This window comes from Achromobacter pulmonis (genome assembly GCF_002885955.2).
Lineage (GTDB): Bacteria > Pseudomonadota > Gammaproteobacteria > Burkholderiales > Burkholderiaceae_B > Achromobacter > Achromobacter pulmonis_A.
Window position 1 is genome coordinate 286,282 of the sequence record NZ_POQS01000007.1, and the last position, 20,665, is coordinate 306,946.

Sequence of the window (20,665 nt, forward strand, 5' to 3'; positions counted from 1 at the left end):
TCTACGCGGCTCGGGCGGTGATGGCGGGAAACGTCTTTACCGGGCGGATCTTCAGGTCCGCCGAAATCTTGCCGGTGCGTCCGTCTTCGAATTTCACTTCGGTCTCGATGAACTGCGACTGCTTGCCGCCGTACAGCGCGTCGATCAGCACGCCGTACTTCTGCGCGATGAAGGCGCGGCGCACCTTGCGCGTGCGGGTCAGTTCGTCGTCGTCGGGATCGAGCTCCTTGTGCAGGATCAGGAAGCGGCTGATCTGCGAGGCCGACAGCTTGGGATCGGTGGCGAGATCCGCGTTGACCTGCTCCACGCAGTCGGCGATGAGCTGGTAGACCTCGTCCTTGGAGGCCAGGTCGGTATAGCCCGCGTAGGGCATGCCGCGGCGCTCGGCCCAGTTGCCCACGGCCTCCAGGTCGATGTTGATGAAGGCGCAGACGTCGTCGCGGTTGGCGCCGAAGGCCACGGCCTCTTTGATGTGCTGGAAGAACTTGAGCTTGTTCTCGATGTACTTGGGCGCGAACAGGCTGCCGTCGGCCAGCTTGCCCACGTCCTTGGCGCGGTCGATGATCTTGAGCTGGCCGTCGGTGTCCAGATAGCCGGCGTCGCCGGTATGGAACCAGCCGTCGGCGCTGCGGGCCTCGGCCGTCGCTTCCGGGTTGCGGTAGTACTCCTTGAAGAGGCCGGGGCTCTTGACCAGGATCTCGCCGTTCTCGGCCACGCGGATCTCCACGCCGTCGACCGGCGGGCCGACGGTGTCGTCGCGCACGTGGCCGTCGGGCTGCACGCAGACGAACACCGAGGTCTCGGTGGAACCATACAGCTGCTTCAGGTTGATGCCGATCGAGCGGTAGAACACGAACAGGTCGGGGCCGATGGCCTCGCCCGCCGTGTACGCCACGCGCACGCGGCTCATGCCCAGCGCGTTGCGCAGCGGGCCGTAGATCAGCACATTGCCCAGCGCGTAGCGCAGGCGGTCCCACGCGCCGACGGATTCGCCGTCCAGGATGCGGGTGCCGACGCGGCGCGCCAGCTTCATGCAGCTGGCGAACAGCTTGCGCTTGATGAGGCCGGCGTCTTCCATGCGGATCATCACATGGGTCAGCAGGCCTTCGAGCACGCGCGGCGGCGCGAAGTAATAGGTGGGGCCGATGTCGCGCATGTCGATGGACACGGTGTCGGGCGACTCGGGATGGTTGACGGTGAAGCCGGTGACCAGCAGCTGCGTGTACGAGAACATGTTCTGGCCGATCCAGGCCGGCGGCAGATAGGCCAGCACGTCTTCCTGGTCGGTCAGTTTTTCCAGTTCGGAGACGGCGCGCGCGCGGTCGATCAGCGCATGGTGGGTCAACACCACGCCCTTGGGCTTGCCGGTCGTGCCCGAGGTGTAGAACATGGCGGCGGGGTCCTGCGGCTGCACCGCGGCGATGGCGGCGTCCAGAAAGCCGGGGTGCCTGGCCGCGTATTCGTCGCCCAGCGCTTCCAGCTTTTCATACGACATCAGCATGTCGTCGGCGTAGTGGCGCAGGCCGCGCGGATCGTCGAACACCACGCGCCCGAGCGCGGGGCACTGTTCGCGGATCTCCAGCATCTTGTCGACCTGTTCCTGGTCCTCGACCACGGCGACGCTGATCTCGGCGTCCTGCAGCACGTAGACCATTTCCTGGGCCACGGCGTCCTGGTAGAGCGGCACCGGGATCGCGCCCAGCGACTGCGTGGCCATCATGGCCATGTACAGGCGCGGCCGGTTCTCGCCGACCACGGCCACGTGCATGCCGGGCCGGATGCCCAGGGCGGCCAGGCCATTGGCGACGCGCCGTACGTGCTCGGCCACTTCCGACCACGTAAGGGTTTGCCAGATCCCCAGATCTTTTTCGCGTATCGCGGGCCGCGACCCGCGCACCTTGGCATGCGTGAACAGCAGCGCCGGAAAAGTATCCGACGCCGCCGGCATCCGGGCGGATGCGGGCGGTGTATGTGCCACGTTGTCTCCTCCGGTTTGGGCGCTACGGGCCGGGGCCGCGCGGGGCGGCGCTGGCGATGGGCGCTTGACCAGTTGGTTTTAGATTTACGGCAGGACTTAAGGTATAAGGTTGGGTTGCTACCAACTGTCACCATCGCGACATTCAAGGACCTTTTAGGGTATTCCCGATGCAGCTAGCCGACTCCCTGCAACTCGCCGCGGCCTGGTTTCGCGTGCTCGACCGCGACCAGCAATCGCGGGTCGAGCGGGACCTGACCGTGCAGCAGGCCGCCGCCGGCTCGATCATAGAGCGCAAAGGGGAACTCGCACAGGCTTGGATCGGCGTGCTGGCGGGGCTGGTCAAGGTGTCGGTGGGCAATGCCGAAGGCAAGGTCGCATCGCTGACCGGCGTGCCGGCCGGCGGCTGGATCGGCGAAGGTTCGCTGCTCAAGCGCGAGATCCGCAAATACGACATCGTCGCGCTGCGCGACTCGGTGGTCGCGCGCCTGCCGGCGGCCACCTTCGACTGGCTGCTCGACACCAGCATTCCCTTCAACCGTTATCTGCTGCATCAGTTGAACGAGCGCGTCGCGCAGTTCATCGGCAAGGCCGAATACGACCGCCTGCTGGACCCGGACGCGCGCGTGGCGCGTTGCCTGGCCGAGCTGTTCAACCCCTTGCTGTATCCCGGCATGGGGATGCGATTGACGATTACGCAGGAAGAGGTCGGCTATCTGGCCCGGGTATCGCGCCAGCGCGCCAACCAGGCCCTGCGCAAGCTGGAAGAAGCCGGCCTGCTGAATGTGGAGTACGGGGCGGTGCGGGTGCTGGACCTGGACGGGCTGAAAGGGTATGGGTCGGATCGTGGGGCGGAGGATGGGACGGGCGGCGCCTGATGGGTTGCGCGCGTTCGGCCGCGGGTTTCTTATGTTGAATGTCTCGCGCTACACCCATCCTACGGACATCGAACGCGCGCAACCCATCTGCCGCCCTCCCTAATGCGACCCCCCCAGATACGCCGCCACCACCGCCGGATCGTGCTTGAGCTTGTCGGCGCTGCCGTGCACCGAAATCCGCCCGTTCTCCAGCACGTAGCCATAGTCGGCGACGTTCAGCGCGGCGGCGGCGAATTGCTCCACCAGCAGCATCGTCACGCCCTCGCTCTTGAGCCGCTCGATGATCCTGAATACTTCTTCCACCAGGATCGGCGCCAGCCCCATCGACGGTTCGTCCAGCAGCACCACTTCGGGGTTGAGCATCACGGCGCGGGCCATGGCCAGCATCTGCTGCTCGCCGCCGGACAGCGTGCCGGCGAGCTGGGTGCGGCGTTCCTTCAGGCGCGGGAACAGGTCCATGGCGCGGCCCAGGTCGGCCTGGACGTCGCCTTTGGGGCGGCTGCCGCTCAGGCGCGGAAAGGCGCCCAGCAGCAGGTTGTCGGTCACCGACAGGGTGGGGAACACGCGCCGGCCCTCGGGCGAGTGCGCCAGCCCCAGCCGCGCGATGCGGTGGGACTCCAGCCCGTCGATGCGCCTGCCGCCCAGCGTGACCTCGCCCGCGGCGGGGCGGATCATGCCCGAGAGCGCGCGCATGGTGGTCGTCTTGCCGGCGCCGTTGGAGCCGATCAGCGTCACCACCTTGGCCTTGGGCACCTCCATGCTGATGCCGTGCAGCACCTTCACCTTGCCGTAGCCCGCTTCCAGATTCTTGATCGATAGCATGTTGTCGTCTCCCTGGCGTCAGGCGGGCGCGCCGCCCAGATACGCCTCGATGACCTTGGCGTCGCTTTGCACTTCGTTGGGCAGCCCCTCGGCGATCTTCTGCCCGAAGTCCAGGACCGACACGGTGTCGCAGACCCCCATCACCACGTCCATGTGATGTTCGATGAGGATCAGCGTGAGGCCGTGGTCGCGCACCTTGCGGATGATGGCGAGCAGTTCGACGATGTCGGGCGCGGTCAGGCCGGCCGCGGGCTCGTCGAGCAGCAGCAGCTGCGGGTCCAGCGCCAGCGCGCGCGCGATCTCCAGCAGGCGCTGCTTGCCGTAGGGCAGGTTGCGGGCTTCTTCGCCGGCCAGGGACTGCAGGCCGACGAATTCCAGCAGCGCCATGGCGCGCGCGCGGGCGCGCCGTTCCTCGTCCTTCCATCGGGACGTGCGCAGCGCGATGCCGGCCAGTCCGGTGGTAAAGGTGTGGTGCAGGCCGACCAGCACGTTCTCCAGCGCGGTCATTTCGCCGAACAGCTGCACGTTCTGGAAGGTCCGCGCGATGCCCGCCTCGGCGATGTCCGCCGGCGCCAGGCCCACCAGCGACTTGCCGGCGAATTCCACCGCACCGGCCGTCGGCACGTAGATGCCCGTCAGCACGTTCATCATGGTGCTCTTGCCCGAGCCGTTCGGTCCGATCAGGCCGTGGATGGTGCCGCGCCTGACGGTCAGGTCGACCTGGTTCAGCGCCTTCAGGCCGCCGAACTGCATCAGCACGCCTTTGGCCGCCAGCAGGGTTTCGTTCTTGCCGCGGGCCGCGTCGGGCACGGCGTCCTGGGTCCTGACCAGCTCCGATTCGACCGCCAGCGCGCTGCGGCGTCCCGAGAAGAACAGATTGCGCACGAAACCCACGATGCCGTCCGGCAGGTAGTACACGACGAACAGGATCATGGCGCCGAAGATCGTCAGGCGCCAGTCGGTCACGGCATCGAGCCAGTACGCGAAAATTGCCAGCACGATGGTGCCGGCCACCGGCACGGCCACCCGGCGCGGTTCGGCGCGGCCCTTGGAGACGGCCACCGCGCTGCCGATGGCGACCACGATCGCCACGCCCAGCGCGATCAGGCGGAAGGTGGCGATGTCGTCCAGCATCTTGGGCAGCAGCACGATGATGGCGGCGCCCAGCAGCGCGCCCGTGCGGCTCTTGCGCCCGCCCATGATGATGGCCAGCAGGAACAGGATGGTGAGCTCGAAGTTGTAGGTGTTGGGCGAAATGTACTGTTCCGAGTACGAGTACAGCGCGCCCGCCAGCCCGGCGAAGCCGGCGCTGATGACGAAGGCGAACACCTTGTGCCGGTACACCGACACGCCCATGCAGTCCGAGGCGATCGGGCTGTCGCGCAGGGCCTCGAACGAGCGGCCCAGGTGCGATTTCAGGATGCGGTGCACCACGATCAGCGACAGCACCAGCAACGCGGCCACCAGCCAGAAGTACTCGCTCTTGGTCAGGATGTGCCCGGCGATCGACGGTTTCGGGATCTTGATGCCCAGCGGGCCTTCGGTCAGGAAGGTCATCTCGTTGATCAGGATCTGGATGATGGTGCCGAACGCCAGCGTGACCATGGCCAGGTATGGTCCCGTGACCCGCAGCGCGGGCAGCGCCAGCACCGCGCCGAAGGCCGCCGCGATCAGGATGGCCGCCGGAAGCGTGGCCCAGATCGGCAGCTGCAGATGGAAAAACAGCGCGCCGGCCACGTACGAGCCGATGCCGAACAGGCCGGCATGGCCGAGCGAGACCTGGCCGGTATAGCCCACCACGATGTCGAGCCCGAACAGCAGGATCGCGTAGATCATGATGGTTTCGATCAGGTGCAGGTAGTACGTGTTGGTGACGCCCAGGGGCACGGCGGCCAGGCAGGCCACGGCCACGATGGAAAGCAGGAGGTGCAGGGGTTTCATCGTCACACCTTCTTGATCGCGGTCTTGCCGAACAGGCCGGCGGGTTTGAACGTCAGCACGAGCAGAAGCAGCACCAGTCCGGGCACGTCCTTGTACCCCGTCGACAGATAGAAGCCGGTGGTCGTCTCGGCGATGCCCAGAATGAGTCCGCCCACCACCACGCCCATGCCGCTGGACAGGCCGCCGATGATGGCGACCGCGAAGGCCTTCAGGCCCAGCACCGCGCCCATGGTGGCGCCGGTCAGCGTCAGCGGCGCCACCAGCACGCCGGCGAATGCGGCGGTCAGCGAAGACAGCGCGTACGAGAACGTGATGACCATGCCGGTGTTGATGCCCATCAGGCCGGCGGCGTCGCGGTCGTTCGAGGTGGCGACGAAGGCCTTGCCGTAGATGGACTTGCGGTTGAACAGCTCCACCAGCAGCATCATGGCGAGCGCGCCGAACACCACCAGCAGCTCCATCGGCAGGACGTTGGCGCCCAGCACCTGTATCGGCGCCTCCGGCAGGGGCGAAGGGAAACGCAGGTCGTCGCGGCCCCAGATGTTCTCGGCCACGTTCTTGAAGATGATGCCCAGCGCGATGGTGGCCATGATCCAGCCGAACTCGGAGCGGGTCTTGATGGCGGGCCGCACGCCCACGCGTTCGACCAGCGCGCCCTGCGCGAAGCCGAAGATGCAGACGATGGGAATCATCACCCAGTAGTTCACGCCCAGTCCGACCAGCGTGAGGCCGACGAGCGCGCCCAGCATGAGGGCTTCGCCCTGGCCGAAGTTCAGGGTGCCCGAGGTGGCGAAGGTGAGCTGGTATCCGAACGCGATGACGGCATAGATCATGCCCAGCGCGATACCGCTGTAGACAAGCTGTAGAAGAATCATGGTGTCAGTGTGGTGTAGCGGGGCGGAACGCGGCTTGCGGGCGGCACGAGGCCCGCGCCCCGGCGGCCGGGGCGCGGATGGCGGCGCGGCCGCCGCGATGCGTTGCTAGTTGGCTTTGACGACGCGGCCGCTCTTGACCTCGCCGATGACCACTTCCTTGGCGGTGATCGCGTCGTGGTTGTCGTGGCTGAACGGCTTGTTGTAGGTCATCACCACGCCTTCGACCGGCGTCTGCAGGTTCTCCAGCGCTTCGCGGACCTTGGGGCCGTCGGTGGAATTGGCCTGCTTGATCGCGGCCGCCAGCAGGAAGATCGAGTCATAGCCCTGGGCCGCCGACACCGGGGAATCGATGCGGTCGTTCTTGGGCTTGAACTTGGCCAGATAGGCGTCGATGAAGGCCTTGCGCTTGGGCGTGTCCGGGTCCTGGATGAAGGTCTGCGGCATGCGCGCGCCTTCCCCGTTGGCGCCCGAGTTATCGATATAGTTGGCCATCGACAGGGTCCAGCTGCCGATCATCGGCACCTTCCAGCCCAGCTTGGTCATGCCGTTGGCGATCTGGGCCAGCTCGGGTCCGATGCCATAGGTCAGCACGGCTTCGGCGCCGGCGGACTTGGCCTTCAGCAGCTGGGCCGTCATGTCGACGTCCTTGATGTTGAACTTCTCCACGGCCACCGGCTTGATGCCCTTGCTGGCCAGCGCCTTCTCCAGGTCTTCGCGGCCGAGCTGGCCGTAGTTGGTGGAATCGGCCAGGATCGCGACCTTCTTGTAGCCGCGGCGGGTGATCGCCTCTTCGACGATCATGGGCGCCTGGATGCTGTCGTGCGCCGCGTTGCGGAACACGTAGTTGTCCGGGTATTCGGGCGCCTGGAACTGATGCGTGATGACGCTGCCGGTGGCCACGTTGTTGAACACCGGGATCTTGGCGTCCTGGTAGAAGCGCTGCGAGGCCAGCGCCACGCCGGTATTGATGTAGCCGACGGTGGCGGTCACCTGTTCCTTGTTGATCAGCTCCTGCGCGATCTGCACGCCGCGTTCATTCTTGGCTTCGTCGTCGCGTTCCACCGCGACCAGCTGCCGACCCAGCACTCCGCCGTTCTTGTTGATTTCTTCGATGGCCAGGCGCACACCGTCGCGCATGCTCACGCCCATGGAGGACGACCCGCCGGTGTAGGGACCGGCGACGCCGATCTTGATGGGGTCGGCGGCGTGGCTGACGGCCGTTGCGGCAAATGCGAGGGTTCCTGCAAGCAGCTTCAAACGAAAATCCATGGATGTCTCCGTTGTAATTGGTAGGACTGCGTGGAAAACCGAATGCCGGCGCGTAGGTGCTGCGGCGCGCTCTATGTTGCAAGGGTGTGACTGTCTGCCCTATCACTTACGCGAATCTGACGCGATGGGGCTTGTGCGCGTAAATACCTACGCGTGGACGAGGACGCCGGAAACGGCGCCGCGCGCGCCTGGCCAGGGCGGCGGCGCCTTAGGCGGAATATCGTTCCGCCTCTTGCTGGAAATTTATTCCTGACTGGTCCGCGCGCCGCGCGGCCATTGCGATACCCGCTGGCATACGTCGTGCAGCCAGTCGGAGAACGCCTGGCGCGCGCGGGTCAGCGGACGCGAGGCTTCGGTGCAGAGGTAGTACTGGGATTCGCCGGGGATCTCGATGTCGAAGACGCGCACCAGCCTGCCTTCGTCCAGCCACTGCGCGGCCAGGGTGCGGCGCGTAAGCGCGATGCCCTGGCCGGCGCGCGCGGCTTCCAGCGTCATGCCCAGATCCACCAGCCACACGCCGCGCGACGGCTCGGGCCAGTCCAGCCCGGCCGCGTCCAGCCAGGGGCGCCAGGGCTCCATCGGACTGCGCAGCAGCTGCGCCCGCGCCAGGTCCGCGGGCTGTCTGAAGGGACCGTGGGCGTCGAGATAGCCGGGCGTGCAGACCGCGAACACCGGGTCGGCGGTGAGTTGGCGCGTGTGCAGCCCCGGATACTTGCTGCTGCCGAAGCGGACCCAGACATCCGCGTTCGGCGGCATGATTTCCAGGTAGGGGATGGAGAGCATGATCTCCAGTTCCACGTCGGGATGCGCGGCGGTGAACTCGGCCAGGCTGGGGATCAGGACCTGGCGCGCGAAGGTCGGCGTGGACACCACGCGCAGCGTTTCGGGCTTGGGCTCGCCGCGCTTGTGCAGCGAGGCGTCCGACAACAGGTCCAGCGCGGTGCGGACCTGTTCCAGGTATTCCTGTCCGGCCGAACTCAGCGTCGCCCCGCGGCGGCTGCGTATGAAGAGCGAGACGTCCAGCAGCGCTTCGAGCATGGCGATGCGCTTGCCGATGGCGCTGGCCGTGACGAAGAGTTCTTCGCTGGCGCGCTCGAAGGAGCCGAGCCGCGCGGCCGCTTCGAACGCCTGGATGGCGGCCAGCGGCGGCAGGCGCACGTCTTTGGAGGAGGGTCCGCGCATGATCGTCTGGCGGGCCGGCGCTGCGCCCGACGCAAGATTGGCAAGGGGCCGATTATAAGGACGGCGCCCTTGCCGGGCTGCGCGTCATACGCCCTTGAGGGCCAGGCTCACCGCCAGCGCCGCCATCACCACCGCGATGATGCCGTCCAGCACGCGCCAGGCCGAGGCGCTGGCGAAGAACGGGGCGAACAGGCGCGAGCCGATGCTGAGCACGGCCAGCCACAGCAGGCTGGCGGTGAGCGCGCCGGCGGCGAACGCCATGCGGGCGTCCTCGAAGCCGTGCGCCAGCGAACCGACCACCACCATGTCCAGCCAGAAGTGCGGATTGAGCAGCGAAAAGCCCAGCGCGCCCAGCATGGCGGCGCGGCGCGACGGCACCACGTCGCGGGCGGCGGCCAGCCCGCCGTTGGCGGTCCAGGCGCGGCGCGCCGATTGCAGGGCGTACCAGGACAGGAAGGCGACGCCGAACCACAGCACGGCGGTCGTCAGCCACGGAAACCAGGTGGTCAGGGCCTGCAGCCCGGAGACGCTGGCGAAGATGAAGACGGCGTCGATCAGCGCGCAGATCGCGACCACGCTCAGCAGGTGCGCCCGCATCAGCCCCTGGCGCAGGATGAACGCGCTTTGCGCGCCCACGACGGCGAACAGGCCCAGCCCGGTGGCCGTTCCGCTGGCCCAGGCAGTGAAGAAGAGGGGGGAAGACAACGTGGCGAACATGACGCAAACACCTTATGACTGCTACGCCTGTGGCGGCGCTTGATTTGGCGCCGGCAGCGGCGGGGCGTGCCGGCAATGCGTCATTTTCCCTTGCCGGATAGATGAAATAAAGCTAATTTTCCTTCACTATCTTAAGCAAAGCTAATGATATGAAACTCGATCACGGCAACCTCAGGGCCCTGGCGGCGGTGGTGCGCGAAGGCAGCTTCGAGCGCGCCGCGCTGTCGCTGAACGTCACCCCGTCGGCGGTGTCGCAGCGGATCAAGGCGCTGGAGGATCGCATGGGCCGCCTGCTGGTGCAGCGCACGGTGCCGGCGGCGGCCACCGCCGACGGCCAGGTGCTGGTGCGGCTGGCCGAGCAGACTGCGCTCCTGGAGCACGACGCGCTCAGCCGGCTGGGCGTGGCCGACGACGACGTGCCCTATGCCAGCATCCCCGTGGCGGTGAACCACGACAGCCTGGAAACCTGGTTCGTCGACGCGGCGGTGCAGTTCTCGGCGCGTACCCGCGCCACGCTGGACATGCAGTCCGAAGACCAGGACCACACCGCCGCCTTGCTGCGCAACGGCTCGGTGCTGGGCGCGGTGACCGCGCTGGCCGAGCCGGTGCAGGGCTGCCGCATTCATGCGCTGGGCAGCATGCGCTACGTCGCGACCTGCACGCCGGCATTCCACAAGCGCTATTTCTCGCAAGGGGTCAACGCGCAGACGCTGGCGCAGGCGCCGGTGCTGGTGTTCAACCGCAAGGACGCCCTGCAGGCCCGCTTCGCCCACAAGATCGCGGATCCGGCGCCGTGGCAGCCGCCGGTCTGGTGGGTGCCGTCGACGCGCGCCTTCGTGCAGGCCACGCTGGGCGGGCTGGGCTGGACCATGAATCCGCTGCCGCTGGTGCAGGAGCACCTTGACGCAGGTCAGCTGATGCTGCTGCGCGGGCGCGCCTGGGAGGATGTGCCGCTGTATTGGCAGCATTGGCGGGTAAACTCCGAAGCCATGGAAGCCCTGACCGATTCGGTTCTGTCAGCCGCCCGCAGCCTGGTCAGGAGGCGTTGACCCGCGGCGTTAACCCTTAGGAGTACTAGTCATGAACATCCGCAAGTTCGCTGTGATCGCCGCCCTGGGCCTGTGCACGGCCGGCACGGCCTGGGCGAAGGACTACAAGGTCGGCCAGATCGAGATCGACGACCTGTGGGTGCGCGCCTCGGCGCCGGGCCAGTCCAACGGCGCGGGCTATATGGACATCGACAACGACGCCAAGACCGAGGACCGCCTGCTGTCGATCACGTCCGACGCCGCCGAACGCGTCGAGCTGCACACGGTGCAAACCGAAAACGGCGTGTCCAAGATGCGCCAGGTCGAAGGCGGCATCGCCTTGCCCGCCGACACCGAGGTCAAACTCAGCCCGGGCGGCTACCACGTCATGTTCATCAAGCTGAAAGCGCCGTTCGCCGAAGGCGCAACCGTGCCCGCCACCCTCAAGTTCGAAAAGGCCGGTGAAGTCGCGGTCCAATTCAAAGTCAAACCCGCCACCCACAACCCCGGCATGAACATGAACCACGGCACGATGAAGCATTAAGGAGCACTAAGGCGCGCGCCGCGCGCCTTCGCCCCACGGGGCAAACCCTCCCCAAGAGCGCGGGGCCGCACGGATCCGGCTCCGCCGGTCCGTAGCGGCGCCCCCCTGGGGGGGAAGCGCCAAAGGCGCTTCGGGGGGGGCCTAATACAAGCCTTGCTGCCGCATAGCGTCAGCCACCTTCACGAAACCGGCGATGTTCGCGCCGTCCAGGTAGTTGACGTACTCGCGCTCGGTGTGGCCGTGGCGCACGCAGTTTTCATGGATGTCGCGCATGATGGCGTGCAGGCGGGTGTCGACTTCCTCGCGCGTCCAGGACAGGCGGGCCGAGTTCTGGGCCATTTCCAGGCCCGATACCGCCACGCCGCCGGCGTTGCTGGCCTTGCCCGGGGCGTACAGCACGCGGGCCGCGACGAAGGCCTTGGCGGCCTCCAGGGTGGCCGGCATGTTGGCGCCTTCGGCCACGCACAGCACGCCGTTCTTGATCAGCGTCTTGGCGTCGTCCAGCTCCAGCTCGTTCTGGGTGGCGCAGGGCAGGGCCACGTCGACCGGCACGTGCCACGGACGCTTGCCGGCTTCGTATTGCAGGCCGAATTCGCGCGCGTAGGTGTCCAGGCGGCCGCGCAGGTCGTTCTTGATGTGCATCAGCGCGACCAGCTTTTCATGGGTGAAGCCGGCTTCGTCGACCACGGTGCCGTTGGAGTCGGAGACGGTGACCACCTTGGCGCCCAGCGCCATGGCCTTCTCGATGGCGTACTGGGCGACGTTGCCCGAGCCCGACACCGAGACGCGCAGGCCGTCGAACGAACGGCCGACGCGCTTGAGCATTTCTTCGGCGAAATAGACCGTGCCGTAGCCGGTGGCTTCGGGGCGGATCAGGCTGCCGCCGAAGGTCAGGCCCTTGCCGGTGAACACGCTGGCGGTCGAGTTCGACAGCTTTTTCATCATGCCGGCCATGAAGCCGACTTCGCGCGCGCCCACGCCGATGTCGCCGGCCGGCACGTCGGTGTCCGGACCCAGGTGGCGGTACAGCTCGATCATCAGGGCCTGGCAGAAACGCATGACTTCGGCGTCGGACTTGCCCTTGGGGTCGAAGTCCGAACCGCCCTTGCCGCCGCCCATGGGCAGCGTGGTCAGCGAGTTCTTCAGGGTCTGTTCGAAAGCCAGGAACTTCAGGATCGACAGGTTCACCGAGGGGTGGAAGCGCATGCCGCCCTTGAACGGGCCGATGGCCGAGTTGTGCTGAATGCGGAAAGCGCGGTTGACCCGGGCCTGGCCGCGGTCATCGGTCCAGCACACGCGGAACTGGATCACGCGTTCCGGCTCCACCAGGCGCTCGAGCAGGGCGTGCTCGGCGTAGTGCGGGTGCTTCTCGATGAAAGGCCACAGACTCAGCATCACCTCCTGGACGGCTTGCATGAATTCAGGTTGTTGCGGGTCGCGCGCGGCAACGCCACGCAGGAAGTCGTCCAGACTCTGCACTTTCAACATGTTCTCCTCGGGGGTGCTTCGAATAGGTGCGGGGTGGCCCCGGATTGGGGCGCGATAGACACGGGTTTGGTGCAAGTTCGCACCCGTATGGTGCGGAATTGTAGGGCTAAATTATTGCCCTGCGCAAAGCCGTGAAATGCTGCATCACATTGATATCAAAGCGATTTTTTGCGACCCGGTAATTGGGGTCGCATAATGTCGAAATGGGCGGCTCACGTCTGGAAAATTCCCTGGTCCGGTGGAATTCCGTTGAATTTCCTGGGGAAAACAATATGTCCCCAAATAATTGCACAGGGAGAAATCGGCGCCGGGCAGGCCGGGCCGCACGTAAATCGGACCATTAGCCATGCCTGGAAGCCTCATCAGGCGGACAGTCCGATTTAATGCGTCCCCATTATTAATTTGAGAAAAGTCACACGCAGGCAACAGTTCAGACCTGCGCGACCGCCAGCGCGCCGCCCAGGGCCATCAGCACGGCCCCCACCACCCGGTCCGCGGTGCGCTGATGGTCCAGCAGCGCGCGGCGCAGCACGGGCGAGGAAACCGACCATGCCACGACGCTGAACCACGCCCAGTGCGCGAACGACATGAACAGCCCGTAGCCGAATTGCCGGGTCAGCGGCGTGCCCGGCGAAACCAGCTGGGTGTAGGTGCTGACCACGAACAGCGTGGTCTTGGGATTGAGGGCGTTGGTCAGAAAGCCGTCGTAAAGCGCCCGCCAGGCCGAGATGACCGGGCGCGCCGACAGGTCGCGGTCGACCGGCGTGCGGTTGAAAAACGTCTTCCAGCCCATGTAGATCAGATAACAGGCGCCGGCCAGCTTGATGCCCTGCAGCACGGGCCGGGCGTAATGGGCCAGCAGGCTGACGCCGAACATGGTGTAGAACACGTGCACCTGCACGGCCAACGCAATGCCGGCGGCGCAGGTCAGGCCGGTGCGCCGGCCATACAGATAGCTGTAGCGGGTCACCATCGCGAAGTCCGGCCCGGGGCTGATGACGGCAAGAACGGTGATCAGGGCGACGGCTATCAGTTCGGTCATGGAAGGGAAGCGCAAGCAAGAGGGAGCCGGTATTGTCCGGCGCTGGCGCACGCCCGAAAAACGATTTTTAATGCCGGATATACGTCAGAAAAACTCACCGATAGCCATGAAACTCCCGCCGCTCAACGCGCTGCGCGTCTTCGACGCCGCCGCCCGCCACCAGGCCTTCGGCAAGGCCGCAGAAGAGCTGAACGTGACCCACGGCGCGGTCAGCCGGCAGATCCGGCTGCTGGAGGACAGCCTGGGAATGCGCTTGTTCGAGCGGCGCAACCGGGGTGTTTTCCTGACTGATCGAGGCGGGCAGCTGCACGAGCTGACCCGCGCGCTTTTCGAGCAGCTCGCCACGGGCCTGGCCAGGCTGCGCCAGCCGGCGCCGGACGCGCCCCTGGTGCTGTCCTGCGAGCCCACGATCGCCATGATGTGGCTGATTCCGCGCCTGCCGGATTTCCAGCGCCTGCATCCGGCCGTGCAGGTGCACCTGTATGCGGCCGGCGGTCCGCTGGATTTCGCGGCCCAGGGCGTGGACGTGGCGCTGCGGCGCAATGATTTCGAATGGGACGCCGCGCTGCATGCCGAGCGGGTGTGCGAGGAATGGACCGGGCCGGTATGCCGGCCGGGCCTGCTGGGTCCCGCCGGCGAGGGCTGGGACGGCGCGCCGGCGCTGGGCAGCGCGACGCGGCCGCAAGCCTGGCGGCAGTGGTCCCAGGCCGCGGGCGGCAGGCCGCCCAGGCGCGCCGGGCCCGCCTATGAGCATTTCTACCTGAGCCTGCAGGCCGCCGCCGCGGGGCTGGGCGTGGCCATCGGGTCAGCCCTGATGGCCTGCGACGCCGTGCGCGACCGCCGCCTGGAGGCGCCGCGCGGCTTCGTGCGCGACGGCTCCGCCTATTTCCTGCTGTCGCCCCGGCCGTATGCCGAGGATCCGCGGGCGCGGGTCTTCCTGCAATGGCTGCGCCGGGAGGCCGCCGAGTCGCTGCGGCAATCCGGCGCCGGGGCCGGCCATCAGAGCGTGGCGTCGTAGTCGATCGTCAGCGGCGCGTGGTCCGAGAAGCGTTCGTCCTTGTAGATGGCGACGCTGCGGGCGCGGGCGGCGATGCCCGGCGTGGCGATCTGGTAGTCGATGCGCCACCCGACGTTCTTGGCCCAGGCCTGGCCGCGGTTGCTCCACCAGGTGTACTGGTCGGGCCGGTCGTCGATGGTGCGGAACACGTCCACGAAGCCGCGCTTGTCGAACACGTCGGTCAGCCAGGCCCGCTCTTCGGGCAGGAAGCCCGAATTCTTCATGTTGCCCTTCCAGTTCTTCAGGTCGATTTCCTTGTGGGCGATGTTCCAGTCGCCGCAGATGATGAACTCGCGGCCAGTGGTCCGGTGCTCGTGCATCAGGGCGTCGATCCAGGGGCCGAACCGGTCCAGGAACCGGTACTTGGCCTGTTGCCGCTCGTCGCCGCTGGAGCCGGACGGCAGGTAGGCGCTGATGACGGACAGGTTCTTCCAGTCGGCGCGGATGATGCGGCCCTCGGGGTCGAATTCCTCGCATCCCAGGCCGGTGTGCACGCGTTCGGCGGCATTGCGCAGATAGATGCCGACGCCGCTATAGCCTTTCTTCACGGCATGGTGGAAGTGGCCGGTATAGCCGGGCGGGTGGCGCAGGTCTTCGGTCAGGTCGTCGTGGGAAATCTTGATCTCCTGCAGGCACAGCACGTCCGCGGCGTGCTTTTCCATCCAGGGTTGCAGGCCCTTGCGAAAGGCGGACCGGATTCCGTTGAGGTTGATCGAGGTAATGCGCAACAAAGCGAAACTCCTATAGGCGGGGCGCGAGGCCCGGGCGATGCCAGGAATTTAACCGACTCGGCGCTCAGGCCAGGGAAAAGCCCCGACAACGGATAAAATGCCGGGGTTTGCCATCTACCGGATCCCTCGCATGACCGCCGCCCAATCCTCCGCCACCGCTCTCGACTTCGTCCGCTTCGCCTTGAACGAGGGCGTGCTGCGCTTTGGCAGCTTCAAGGTCAAGTCGGGTCGTATCAGTCCGTATTTCTTTAACGCGGGGTTGTTCAACAACGGCGGTTCGGTCGGCAAGCTGGCGCAGTTCTACGCGCAGGCGCTGCTGGATTCGGGCGTGGCCTTCGACATGCTGTTCGGCCCGGCCTACAAGGGCATTCCGCTGGCCACCGCCACCGCCGTCGCGCTGGCCGGCCACCCCGACATGCAGGGCAAGAGCGGCGTGCCCTTCGCCTACAACCGCAAGGAAGCCAAGGACCACGGCGAAGGCGGCACCCTGGTGGGCGCGCCGCTTGCGGGCAAGGTCGTCATCATCGACGACGTGATCACCGCGGGCACTTCGGTGCGCGAGTCGGTGGAAATCATCCGCGCCGCGGGCGCCGAGCCGGCGGCCGTGCTGATCGCCATGGACCGCATGGAACGCGCCGGCCCGGACGACGCCCTGTCGGCGCACTCGGCCGTGCAGGACGTGTCCAAGACCTACGGCATCCCGGTGGTGGCCATCGCCTCGCTGGCCGACATCCTGGCGCTGCTGCAGGACGACGCATCGTTTTCCGAACACCGCGACGCGGTGCTGGCCTACCGGACGAAGTACGGGGTGTAGCCGGTGCGCAGGGCGCTGCAACCGATTTCGACGTAATCGGTTGCCGGCGGGATGCCATAGTGAGCAGTGGGCTCCTCGAGCTTGTCGGCTAGCGTCGTCTCGAGGGATACGCCGCAGGTGCCGGCAGCCTGCGCCAGCCGCTTGTCAAAGGTGGCAAGTGGCGCGCCGTGGAACATGGCGAGTTCCAGATAAGTGGCGTCATAAACCGTGATCCGGTGTTCTCTTGCGATCGACACGCTGCTGGCGAGCCAGGCTTGCGTGGGGCGCGACTCGATGATGACCGGCGCGCTTTGCACCAAGTCCGAGAACCTGGCCAGTGCGCTTTCCGTCACCGCCTTGGATCGTTCCACGCGCAACGCCCCGTGAGCGACTTCCAGCGGCCATATCATCGGCACGTACGCGGGATTTTTGTGCAGGAGGCTCAGGATGGTCATGGCTTCCGAACTGAAAGGCTGGGTTGGCAGTTGCAGCCAGCTCAGGGCCACTGAGGCGTCGAGCACGAGTTTCATTCGGGCGCCCCTTTGATGATATGCCACCAGGTCGCTTCGTCCATCTCGATCTTGGGGAAACGCTTGAGTTCTTCAATCGCGTTGTGCGCCTCTTCGGTCAGCAGCGGATTGACTTGGCAGATCTGCGCATGAGCCTGGCCGTTGCGGGTGATGACGACGCGCGCGCCGTCTCGCGCAGCCTGAATCATGTCGTCCAGGCAACTGGCTAGCTCTTCCTGCGGGATGGCGACGTAAGGAATGGCCATGAAGGCGTCTCCGGTCTGGGGCGATCCGGAAATTCTTCGCCAAACAAAAGGCCGCAGCAAGATGCTGCGGCCCTTCGTTTCGTCTGGTACGGGCGCTTGCGCGGCCCGTGATCCATCAGCTGTCCAGCTTCTGCTTGAGCAGTTCGTTGACCTGCTGCGGGTTGGCCTTGCCGCGCGCGGCTTTCATGATCTGGCCGACCAGCGAGTTGAAGGCCTTCTGCTTGCCGGCCCGGTACTCTTCCACGATGGCGGGGTTGGCCGCCAGCACCTCGTCGATCATGGCGCCGATGGCGCCGGTGTCGCTGATCTGCTTCAGGCCGCGGGCCTCGATGATGGCGTCGGGCTGGCCGCCGTTTTCGCCGGCCCACATGGCGCCGAACACCTCGCGGGCCATCTTGTTGGAGATGGTGCCGTCGATGATGCGGCCGATCAGGGCGGCCAGGGCCGGGGCCTGCACGGGCGAGTCGGCGATGTCCTTTTCTTCCTTGTTCAGCGTCGCGGCCACTTCGCCCATGATCCAGTTGGCCGCCAGCTTGGCCTGGCCGGCCGGCAGGGCCTGCGCCACCGCCTCGAAGTAGGCGGCCAGGCCGCGGCTGGCGGTGAGCTGGGCCGCGTCGTAGGCGCTCAGGCCGTAGTCGGACTCGAAGCGGGCGCGCAGCGCGGCCGGCAGTTCGGGCATGGCGGCGCGCACTTCGTCGACCCAGGCGCTGGAGATCACCAGCGGGGGCAGGTCGGGGTCGGGAAAGTAGCGGTAGTCGTGCGCGTCTTCCTTGCTGCGCATGCTGCGCGTCTCGTCGCGGTCGGCGTCGTACAGGCGGGTTTCCTGCACGACCGTGCCGCCGTCCTCGATCAGCTCGATCTGGCGGCGCGCTTCATAGGTGATGGCGCGTTCCAGGAAGCGGAACGAGTTGACGTTCTTGATCTCGGTGCGGGTGCCGAATTCCTTCTGGCCCACCGGGCGCACCGACACGTTGGCGTCGCAGCGGAACGAGCCTTCCTGCATGTTGCCGTCGGAGATGCCCAGCCACACGACCAGGCTGTGCAGGGCGCGGGCATAGGCCACGGCCTCGGCGGCCGAGCGCATTTCGGGTTCCGTCACGATTTCCAGCAGCGGCGTGCCGGCGCGGTTCAGGTCGATGCCGCTGCCGGGCGAGCCGTCGGCCAGGCGGAAGTCGTCATGCAGCGATTTGCCGGCGTCTTCTTCCAGGTGCGCGCGGGTCAGGTTGACGGTTTTTTCTTCCTCGCCGACGAAGAAGGACAGCGAACCGCCCACGACCACGGGCAGTTCGTACTGGCTGATCTGGTAGCCCTTGGGCAGGTCGGGGTAGAAGTAGTTCTTGCGCGCGAACACCGAGCGCGGCGCGATGGTGGCGCCCACCGCCAGGCCGAAGCGGATGGCGCGTTCGGCCGCGCCGCGGTTCATGACCGGCAGGCTGCCCGGCAGCGCCAGGTCGACTTCGTTGGCGTGGGTATTGGGCGCGGCGCCGAATTGGGTGCTGCTGCCCGAAAAAATCTTGGAGTCGGTGGAAAGCTGGGTGTGCGTTTCCAGGCCGATGACGATTTCCCAGTTCATATTAGGCGTCCTGCTGAGCGGGCGTTTCTTTGTGCCAGCCGGTGACTTGTTGGTAGCGGTCGGCGATGGCCAGGAGGCGGCCTTCGTCGAAGTAGTTGCCGATGATCTGCAGGCCGACCGGACGGCGCTGGTCCTGCCCCCCGAAGCCGCAGGGCACGGACATGGCGGGCAGGCCGGCCAGGCTGACGCCCAGCGTGTAGACGTCGGCCAGCCAGTCGGCGGTGGGATCGTCGCGGTTGTCGCCGATGTTCTTGGCCACGGTGGGCGTGACCGGGCCCATGATGACGTCGCACTGGCCGGCGAAGGCGCGCTGGAAGTCCTGCGCGATCATGCGGCGCAGGCGCTGGGCCTGCAGGTAGTAGGCGTCGTAGTAGCCGTGGGACAGCACGTAGGTGCCGATCAGGATGCGGCGCTTGACCTCGTCGCCGAAGCCTTCGGCGCGCGAGCGGCTGATCATTTCGTTCAGGTCGCCGTACTGGGCGGCGCGATGGCCGTAGCGCACGCCGTCGTAGCGGGCCAGGTTGCTGGAGGCTTCGGCCGGCGCGATCACGTAGTAGGCGGGGATGGCCAGCTCGGTGCGCGGCAGCGACACCGGCACGCGCACGGCGCCGAGTTCTTCGTAGCGGGCCAGCGCGGCCTCGACCGCGGCGGCCACGTCCGGCGCCAGGCCGGCGCCGAAGTATTCCTCGGGCACGCCGATGCGCAGGCCCTTGAGCGGCTGGCTGCCGGCGGCGTCGAAGCGGGCCTGGGCGGCGTCGAAATCGCGCCGCACCCGGCCGGGCTCGTTGGCCGCGCCGTCGCACTGCTGCAGGCTGGTGGCGTCGCGCGGGTCGAAGCCGCTGATGACGTCCAGCAGTTCGAGCAGGTCGCGGGCGCTTTCGGCCAGGGGGCCGGCCTGGTCCAGGCTGGAGCCGAAGGCCACCATGCCGTAGCGCGAGACCGTGCCGTAGGTGGGCTTGATGCCGCTGACGCCGCACAGGGCGGCGGGCTGGCGCACCGAGCCGCCGGTGTCGGTGCCGGTGGCCGCGGCCACCAGGCGGGCCGCCACGGCGGCGGCCGAGCCGCCCGAGGAGCCGCCGGGCACGGCGGCGTGGTCCCAGGGGTTCCTGACCGCGCCGTAGGCGGAGTTCTCGTTGCCCGAGCCCATGGCGAATTCGTCGCAGTTCAGCTTGCCCAGCGACACGGCGCCGGCCTGGGCCAGGCGTTCCACGACGGTGGCGTCGAAGGGGCTGACATAGCCTTCGAGCATCTTGCTGCCGGCGGTGGTGCGCCAGCCGCGGGTGACGAACGCGTCCTTGTGGGCGATGGGGATGCCGGCCAGCGGGCCGGCCGAGCCGGCGGCCAGCGCGGCGTCGGCGGCGCGGGCCTGTGCCAGCGTCAATTCGGCGTCAATATGTAAAAAGCTATTCAGGCCGCTGGCCGCTTCGGCCGCCGCCAGGGCGCTTTGGGCCAGCTCGACGGCGCTGACCTGGCGTTGCGCGAGGGCCTCGCGCAGGCCGGCGATGCCCTTGAATTGGGTGTGCAGTGCGGGTTTCGTCATGTCTCAGTCCAGGACCTTGGGGACCAGGAACAGGCCGTCCTGGGCGTCGGGCGCGTTGGCCAGCAGTTCCTGGCGGCGGGCTTCCGAGCTGGTTTCGGTCACGGCGTCTTCACGCAGGCGCAGCACGATGTCCTCATGGGCGGACAGGGGGTGGGCCAGCGGCTCGACGCCCTGGGTGTCGACCGACTGGAGCCGTTCGATCAGGTGGAGGATGCCGTTGAGCTCGGCTTGCGCGAGGGTGCGCTGGTCGGGAGTCAGTTCGATTCTGGCCAGCCGGGCAATGCGGGCCACATCTGTGTCATTGAGCGCCATGGGGAGTGCAAAATCGATAAGCGAAGGCCGAAGGGCGGGACGGGCCAGTATGCATATGCCGAACCCGTTACAAAGCTTGAATAGCCTGCATTTATGCGCTATTTCCGCGGAAATTATAAGTTA

General features: G+C 66.8%; 20 protein-coding genes. 5 read left to right on the forward strand and 15 right to left on the reverse strand.

The window, feature by feature from the left end; all coding sequences use genetic code 11:
• Position 1 precedes the first annotated feature (1 nt).
• Positions 2-1,978, reverse strand: coding sequence for an AMP-dependent synthetase/ligase (locus C1I89_RS25575; RefSeq protein ID WP_102775187.1), 1,977 nt, complete (start codon positions 1,976-1,978; stop codon positions 2-4).
• Positions 1,979-2,145: 167 nt separating this feature from the next.
• Here C1I89_RS25575 and C1I89_RS25580 point away from each other — a divergent pair, with 167 nt between their 5' ends.
• On the forward strand, positions 2,146-2,853 hold the full coding sequence (locus tag C1I89_RS25580) for a Crp/Fnr family transcriptional regulator (protein WP_102775188.1): 708 nt from the start codon (positions 2,146-2,148) through the stop codon (positions 2,851-2,853).
• A 99-nt stretch (positions 2,854-2,952) separates the two neighbouring features.
• Here the strand turns inward: C1I89_RS25580 and C1I89_RS25585 are convergent, their stop codons facing one another.
• From C1I89_RS25585 to C1I89_RS25610, 6 genes are all read right to left on the reverse strand, one after another.
• Positions 2,953-3,675 (reverse strand): ABC transporter ATP-binding protein, encoded by a 723-nt coding sequence (locus C1I89_RS25585; protein ID WP_102775189.1) that lies wholly within the window; start codon positions 3,673-3,675, stop codon positions 2,953-2,955.
• A gap of 18 nt (positions 3,676-3,693) precedes the next feature.
• Positions 3,694-5,616: a branched-chain amino acid ABC transporter ATP-binding protein/permease gene (locus C1I89_RS25590; RefSeq protein ID WP_102775190.1), complete on the reverse strand. Its 1,923-nt coding sequence runs from the start codon at positions 5,614-5,616 to the stop codon at positions 3,694-3,696.
• Positions 5,617-5,618: 2 nt separating this feature from the next.
• Positions 5,619-6,491 carry a branched-chain amino acid ABC transporter permease gene (locus tag C1I89_RS25595; RefSeq protein WP_102775191.1) on the reverse strand — a complete coding sequence of 291 codons (873 nt, stop codon included), beginning with the start codon at positions 6,489-6,491 and terminating at the stop codon, positions 5,619-5,621.
• Between the two features lie 105 nt (positions 6,492-6,596).
• Positions 6,597-7,760 carry an ABC transporter substrate-binding protein gene (locus C1I89_RS25600; RefSeq protein WP_102775192.1) on the reverse strand — a complete coding sequence of 388 codons (1,164 nt, stop codon included), beginning with the start codon at positions 7,758-7,760 and terminating at the stop codon, positions 6,597-6,599.
• A gap of 243 nt (positions 7,761-8,003) precedes the next feature.
• Entirely contained in the window at positions 8,004-8,942 is a 939-nt protein-coding gene (locus C1I89_RS25605) for a LysR substrate-binding domain-containing protein (RefSeq protein WP_181391049.1), read from the reverse strand.
• 84 nt (positions 8,943-9,026) lie between these two features.
• Entirely contained in the window at positions 9,027-9,659 is a 633-nt protein-coding gene (locus C1I89_RS25610) for a LysE/ArgO family amino acid transporter (protein ID WP_102775193.1), read from the reverse strand.
• 149 nt (positions 9,660-9,808) lie between these two features.
• On the opposite strand from C1I89_RS25610, the gene C1I89_RS25615 reads away from it, so the two are divergent.
• Positions 9,809-10,708 (forward strand): LysR family transcriptional regulator ArgP, encoded by a 900-nt coding sequence (locus tag C1I89_RS25615; RefSeq protein ID WP_102775194.1) that lies wholly within the window; start codon positions 9,809-9,811, stop codon positions 10,706-10,708.
• 31 nt (positions 10,709-10,739) lie between these two features.
• Entirely contained in the window at positions 10,740-11,231 is a 492-nt protein-coding gene (locus C1I89_RS25620) for a copper chaperone PCu(A)C (protein ID WP_102775195.1), read from the forward strand.
• Between the two features lie 141 nt (positions 11,232-11,372).
• Here the strand turns inward: C1I89_RS25620 and gdhA are convergent, their stop codons facing one another.
• Positions 11,373-12,719: an NADP-specific glutamate dehydrogenase gene (gdhA, locus tag C1I89_RS25625; protein WP_102775196.1), complete on the reverse strand. Its 1,347-nt coding sequence runs from the start codon at positions 12,717-12,719 to the stop codon at positions 11,373-11,375.
• Positions 12,720-13,149: 430 nt separating this feature from the next.
• Positions 13,150-13,761 carry a LysE family translocator gene (locus C1I89_RS25630; RefSeq protein WP_102775197.1) on the reverse strand — a complete coding sequence of 204 codons (612 nt, stop codon included), beginning with the start codon at positions 13,759-13,761 and terminating at the stop codon, positions 13,150-13,152.
• Positions 13,762-13,867: 106 nt separating this feature from the next.
• Between C1I89_RS25630 and C1I89_RS25635 the strand changes: the two genes are divergently transcribed.
• On the forward strand, positions 13,868-14,779 hold the full coding sequence (locus tag C1I89_RS25635) for a LysR substrate-binding domain-containing protein (RefSeq protein WP_102775198.1): 912 nt from the start codon (positions 13,868-13,870) through the stop codon (positions 14,777-14,779).
• On the opposite strand, the gene C1I89_RS25640 is transcribed toward C1I89_RS25635, so the two are convergent.
• Positions 14,761-15,549, reverse strand: a complete 789-nt coding sequence (locus tag C1I89_RS25640; protein ID WP_102775199.1) for an exodeoxyribonuclease III — start codon at positions 15,547-15,549, stop codon at positions 14,761-14,763. The two genes, C1I89_RS25635 and C1I89_RS25640, sit on opposite strands and share 19 nt — an antisense overlap.
• A gap of 97 nt (positions 15,550-15,646) precedes the next feature.
• Here C1I89_RS25640 and pyrE point away from each other — a divergent pair, with 97 nt between their 5' ends.
• Positions 15,647-16,363, forward strand: a complete 717-nt coding sequence (gene pyrE, locus C1I89_RS25645; RefSeq protein ID WP_102775200.1) for an orotate phosphoribosyltransferase — start codon at positions 15,647-15,649, stop codon at positions 16,361-16,363.
• Here pyrE and C1I89_RS25650 read toward each other — a convergent pair.
• From C1I89_RS25650 to gatC, 5 genes are all read right to left on the reverse strand, one after another.
• Positions 16,339-16,872 (reverse strand): type II toxin-antitoxin system VapC family toxin, encoded by a 534-nt coding sequence (locus C1I89_RS25650; protein WP_102775201.1) that lies wholly within the window; start codon positions 16,870-16,872, stop codon positions 16,339-16,341. The genes pyrE and C1I89_RS25650 overlap by 25 nt on opposite strands.
• Positions 16,869-17,117 (reverse strand): hypothetical protein, encoded by a 249-nt coding sequence (locus C1I89_RS25655; protein WP_102775202.1) that lies wholly within the window; start codon positions 17,115-17,117, stop codon positions 16,869-16,871. Before C1I89_RS25655 ends, C1I89_RS25650 begins: the two co-directional genes overlap by 4 nt.
• A 115-nt stretch (positions 17,118-17,232) precedes the next feature.
• The gene (gene gatB / locus C1I89_RS25660; RefSeq protein ID WP_102775203.1) at positions 17,233-18,690 is read right to left on the reverse strand and encodes an Asp-tRNA(Asn)/Glu-tRNA(Gln) amidotransferase subunit GatB; all 1,458 of its coding nucleotides are present in this window, start codon (positions 18,688-18,690) and stop codon (positions 17,233-17,235) included.
• Position 18,691: 1 nt separating this feature from the next.
• Entirely contained in the window at positions 18,692-20,230 is a 1,539-nt protein-coding gene (gene gatA / locus C1I89_RS25665) for an Asp-tRNA(Asn)/Glu-tRNA(Gln) amidotransferase subunit GatA (protein ID WP_102775204.1), read from the reverse strand.
• Positions 20,231-20,233: 3 nt separating this feature from the next.
• Entirely contained in the window at positions 20,234-20,542 is a 309-nt protein-coding gene (gene gatC, locus C1I89_RS25670) for an Asp-tRNA(Asn)/Glu-tRNA(Gln) amidotransferase subunit GatC (protein WP_102775205.1), read from the reverse strand.
• Positions 20,543-20,665: the final 123 nt, after the last annotated feature.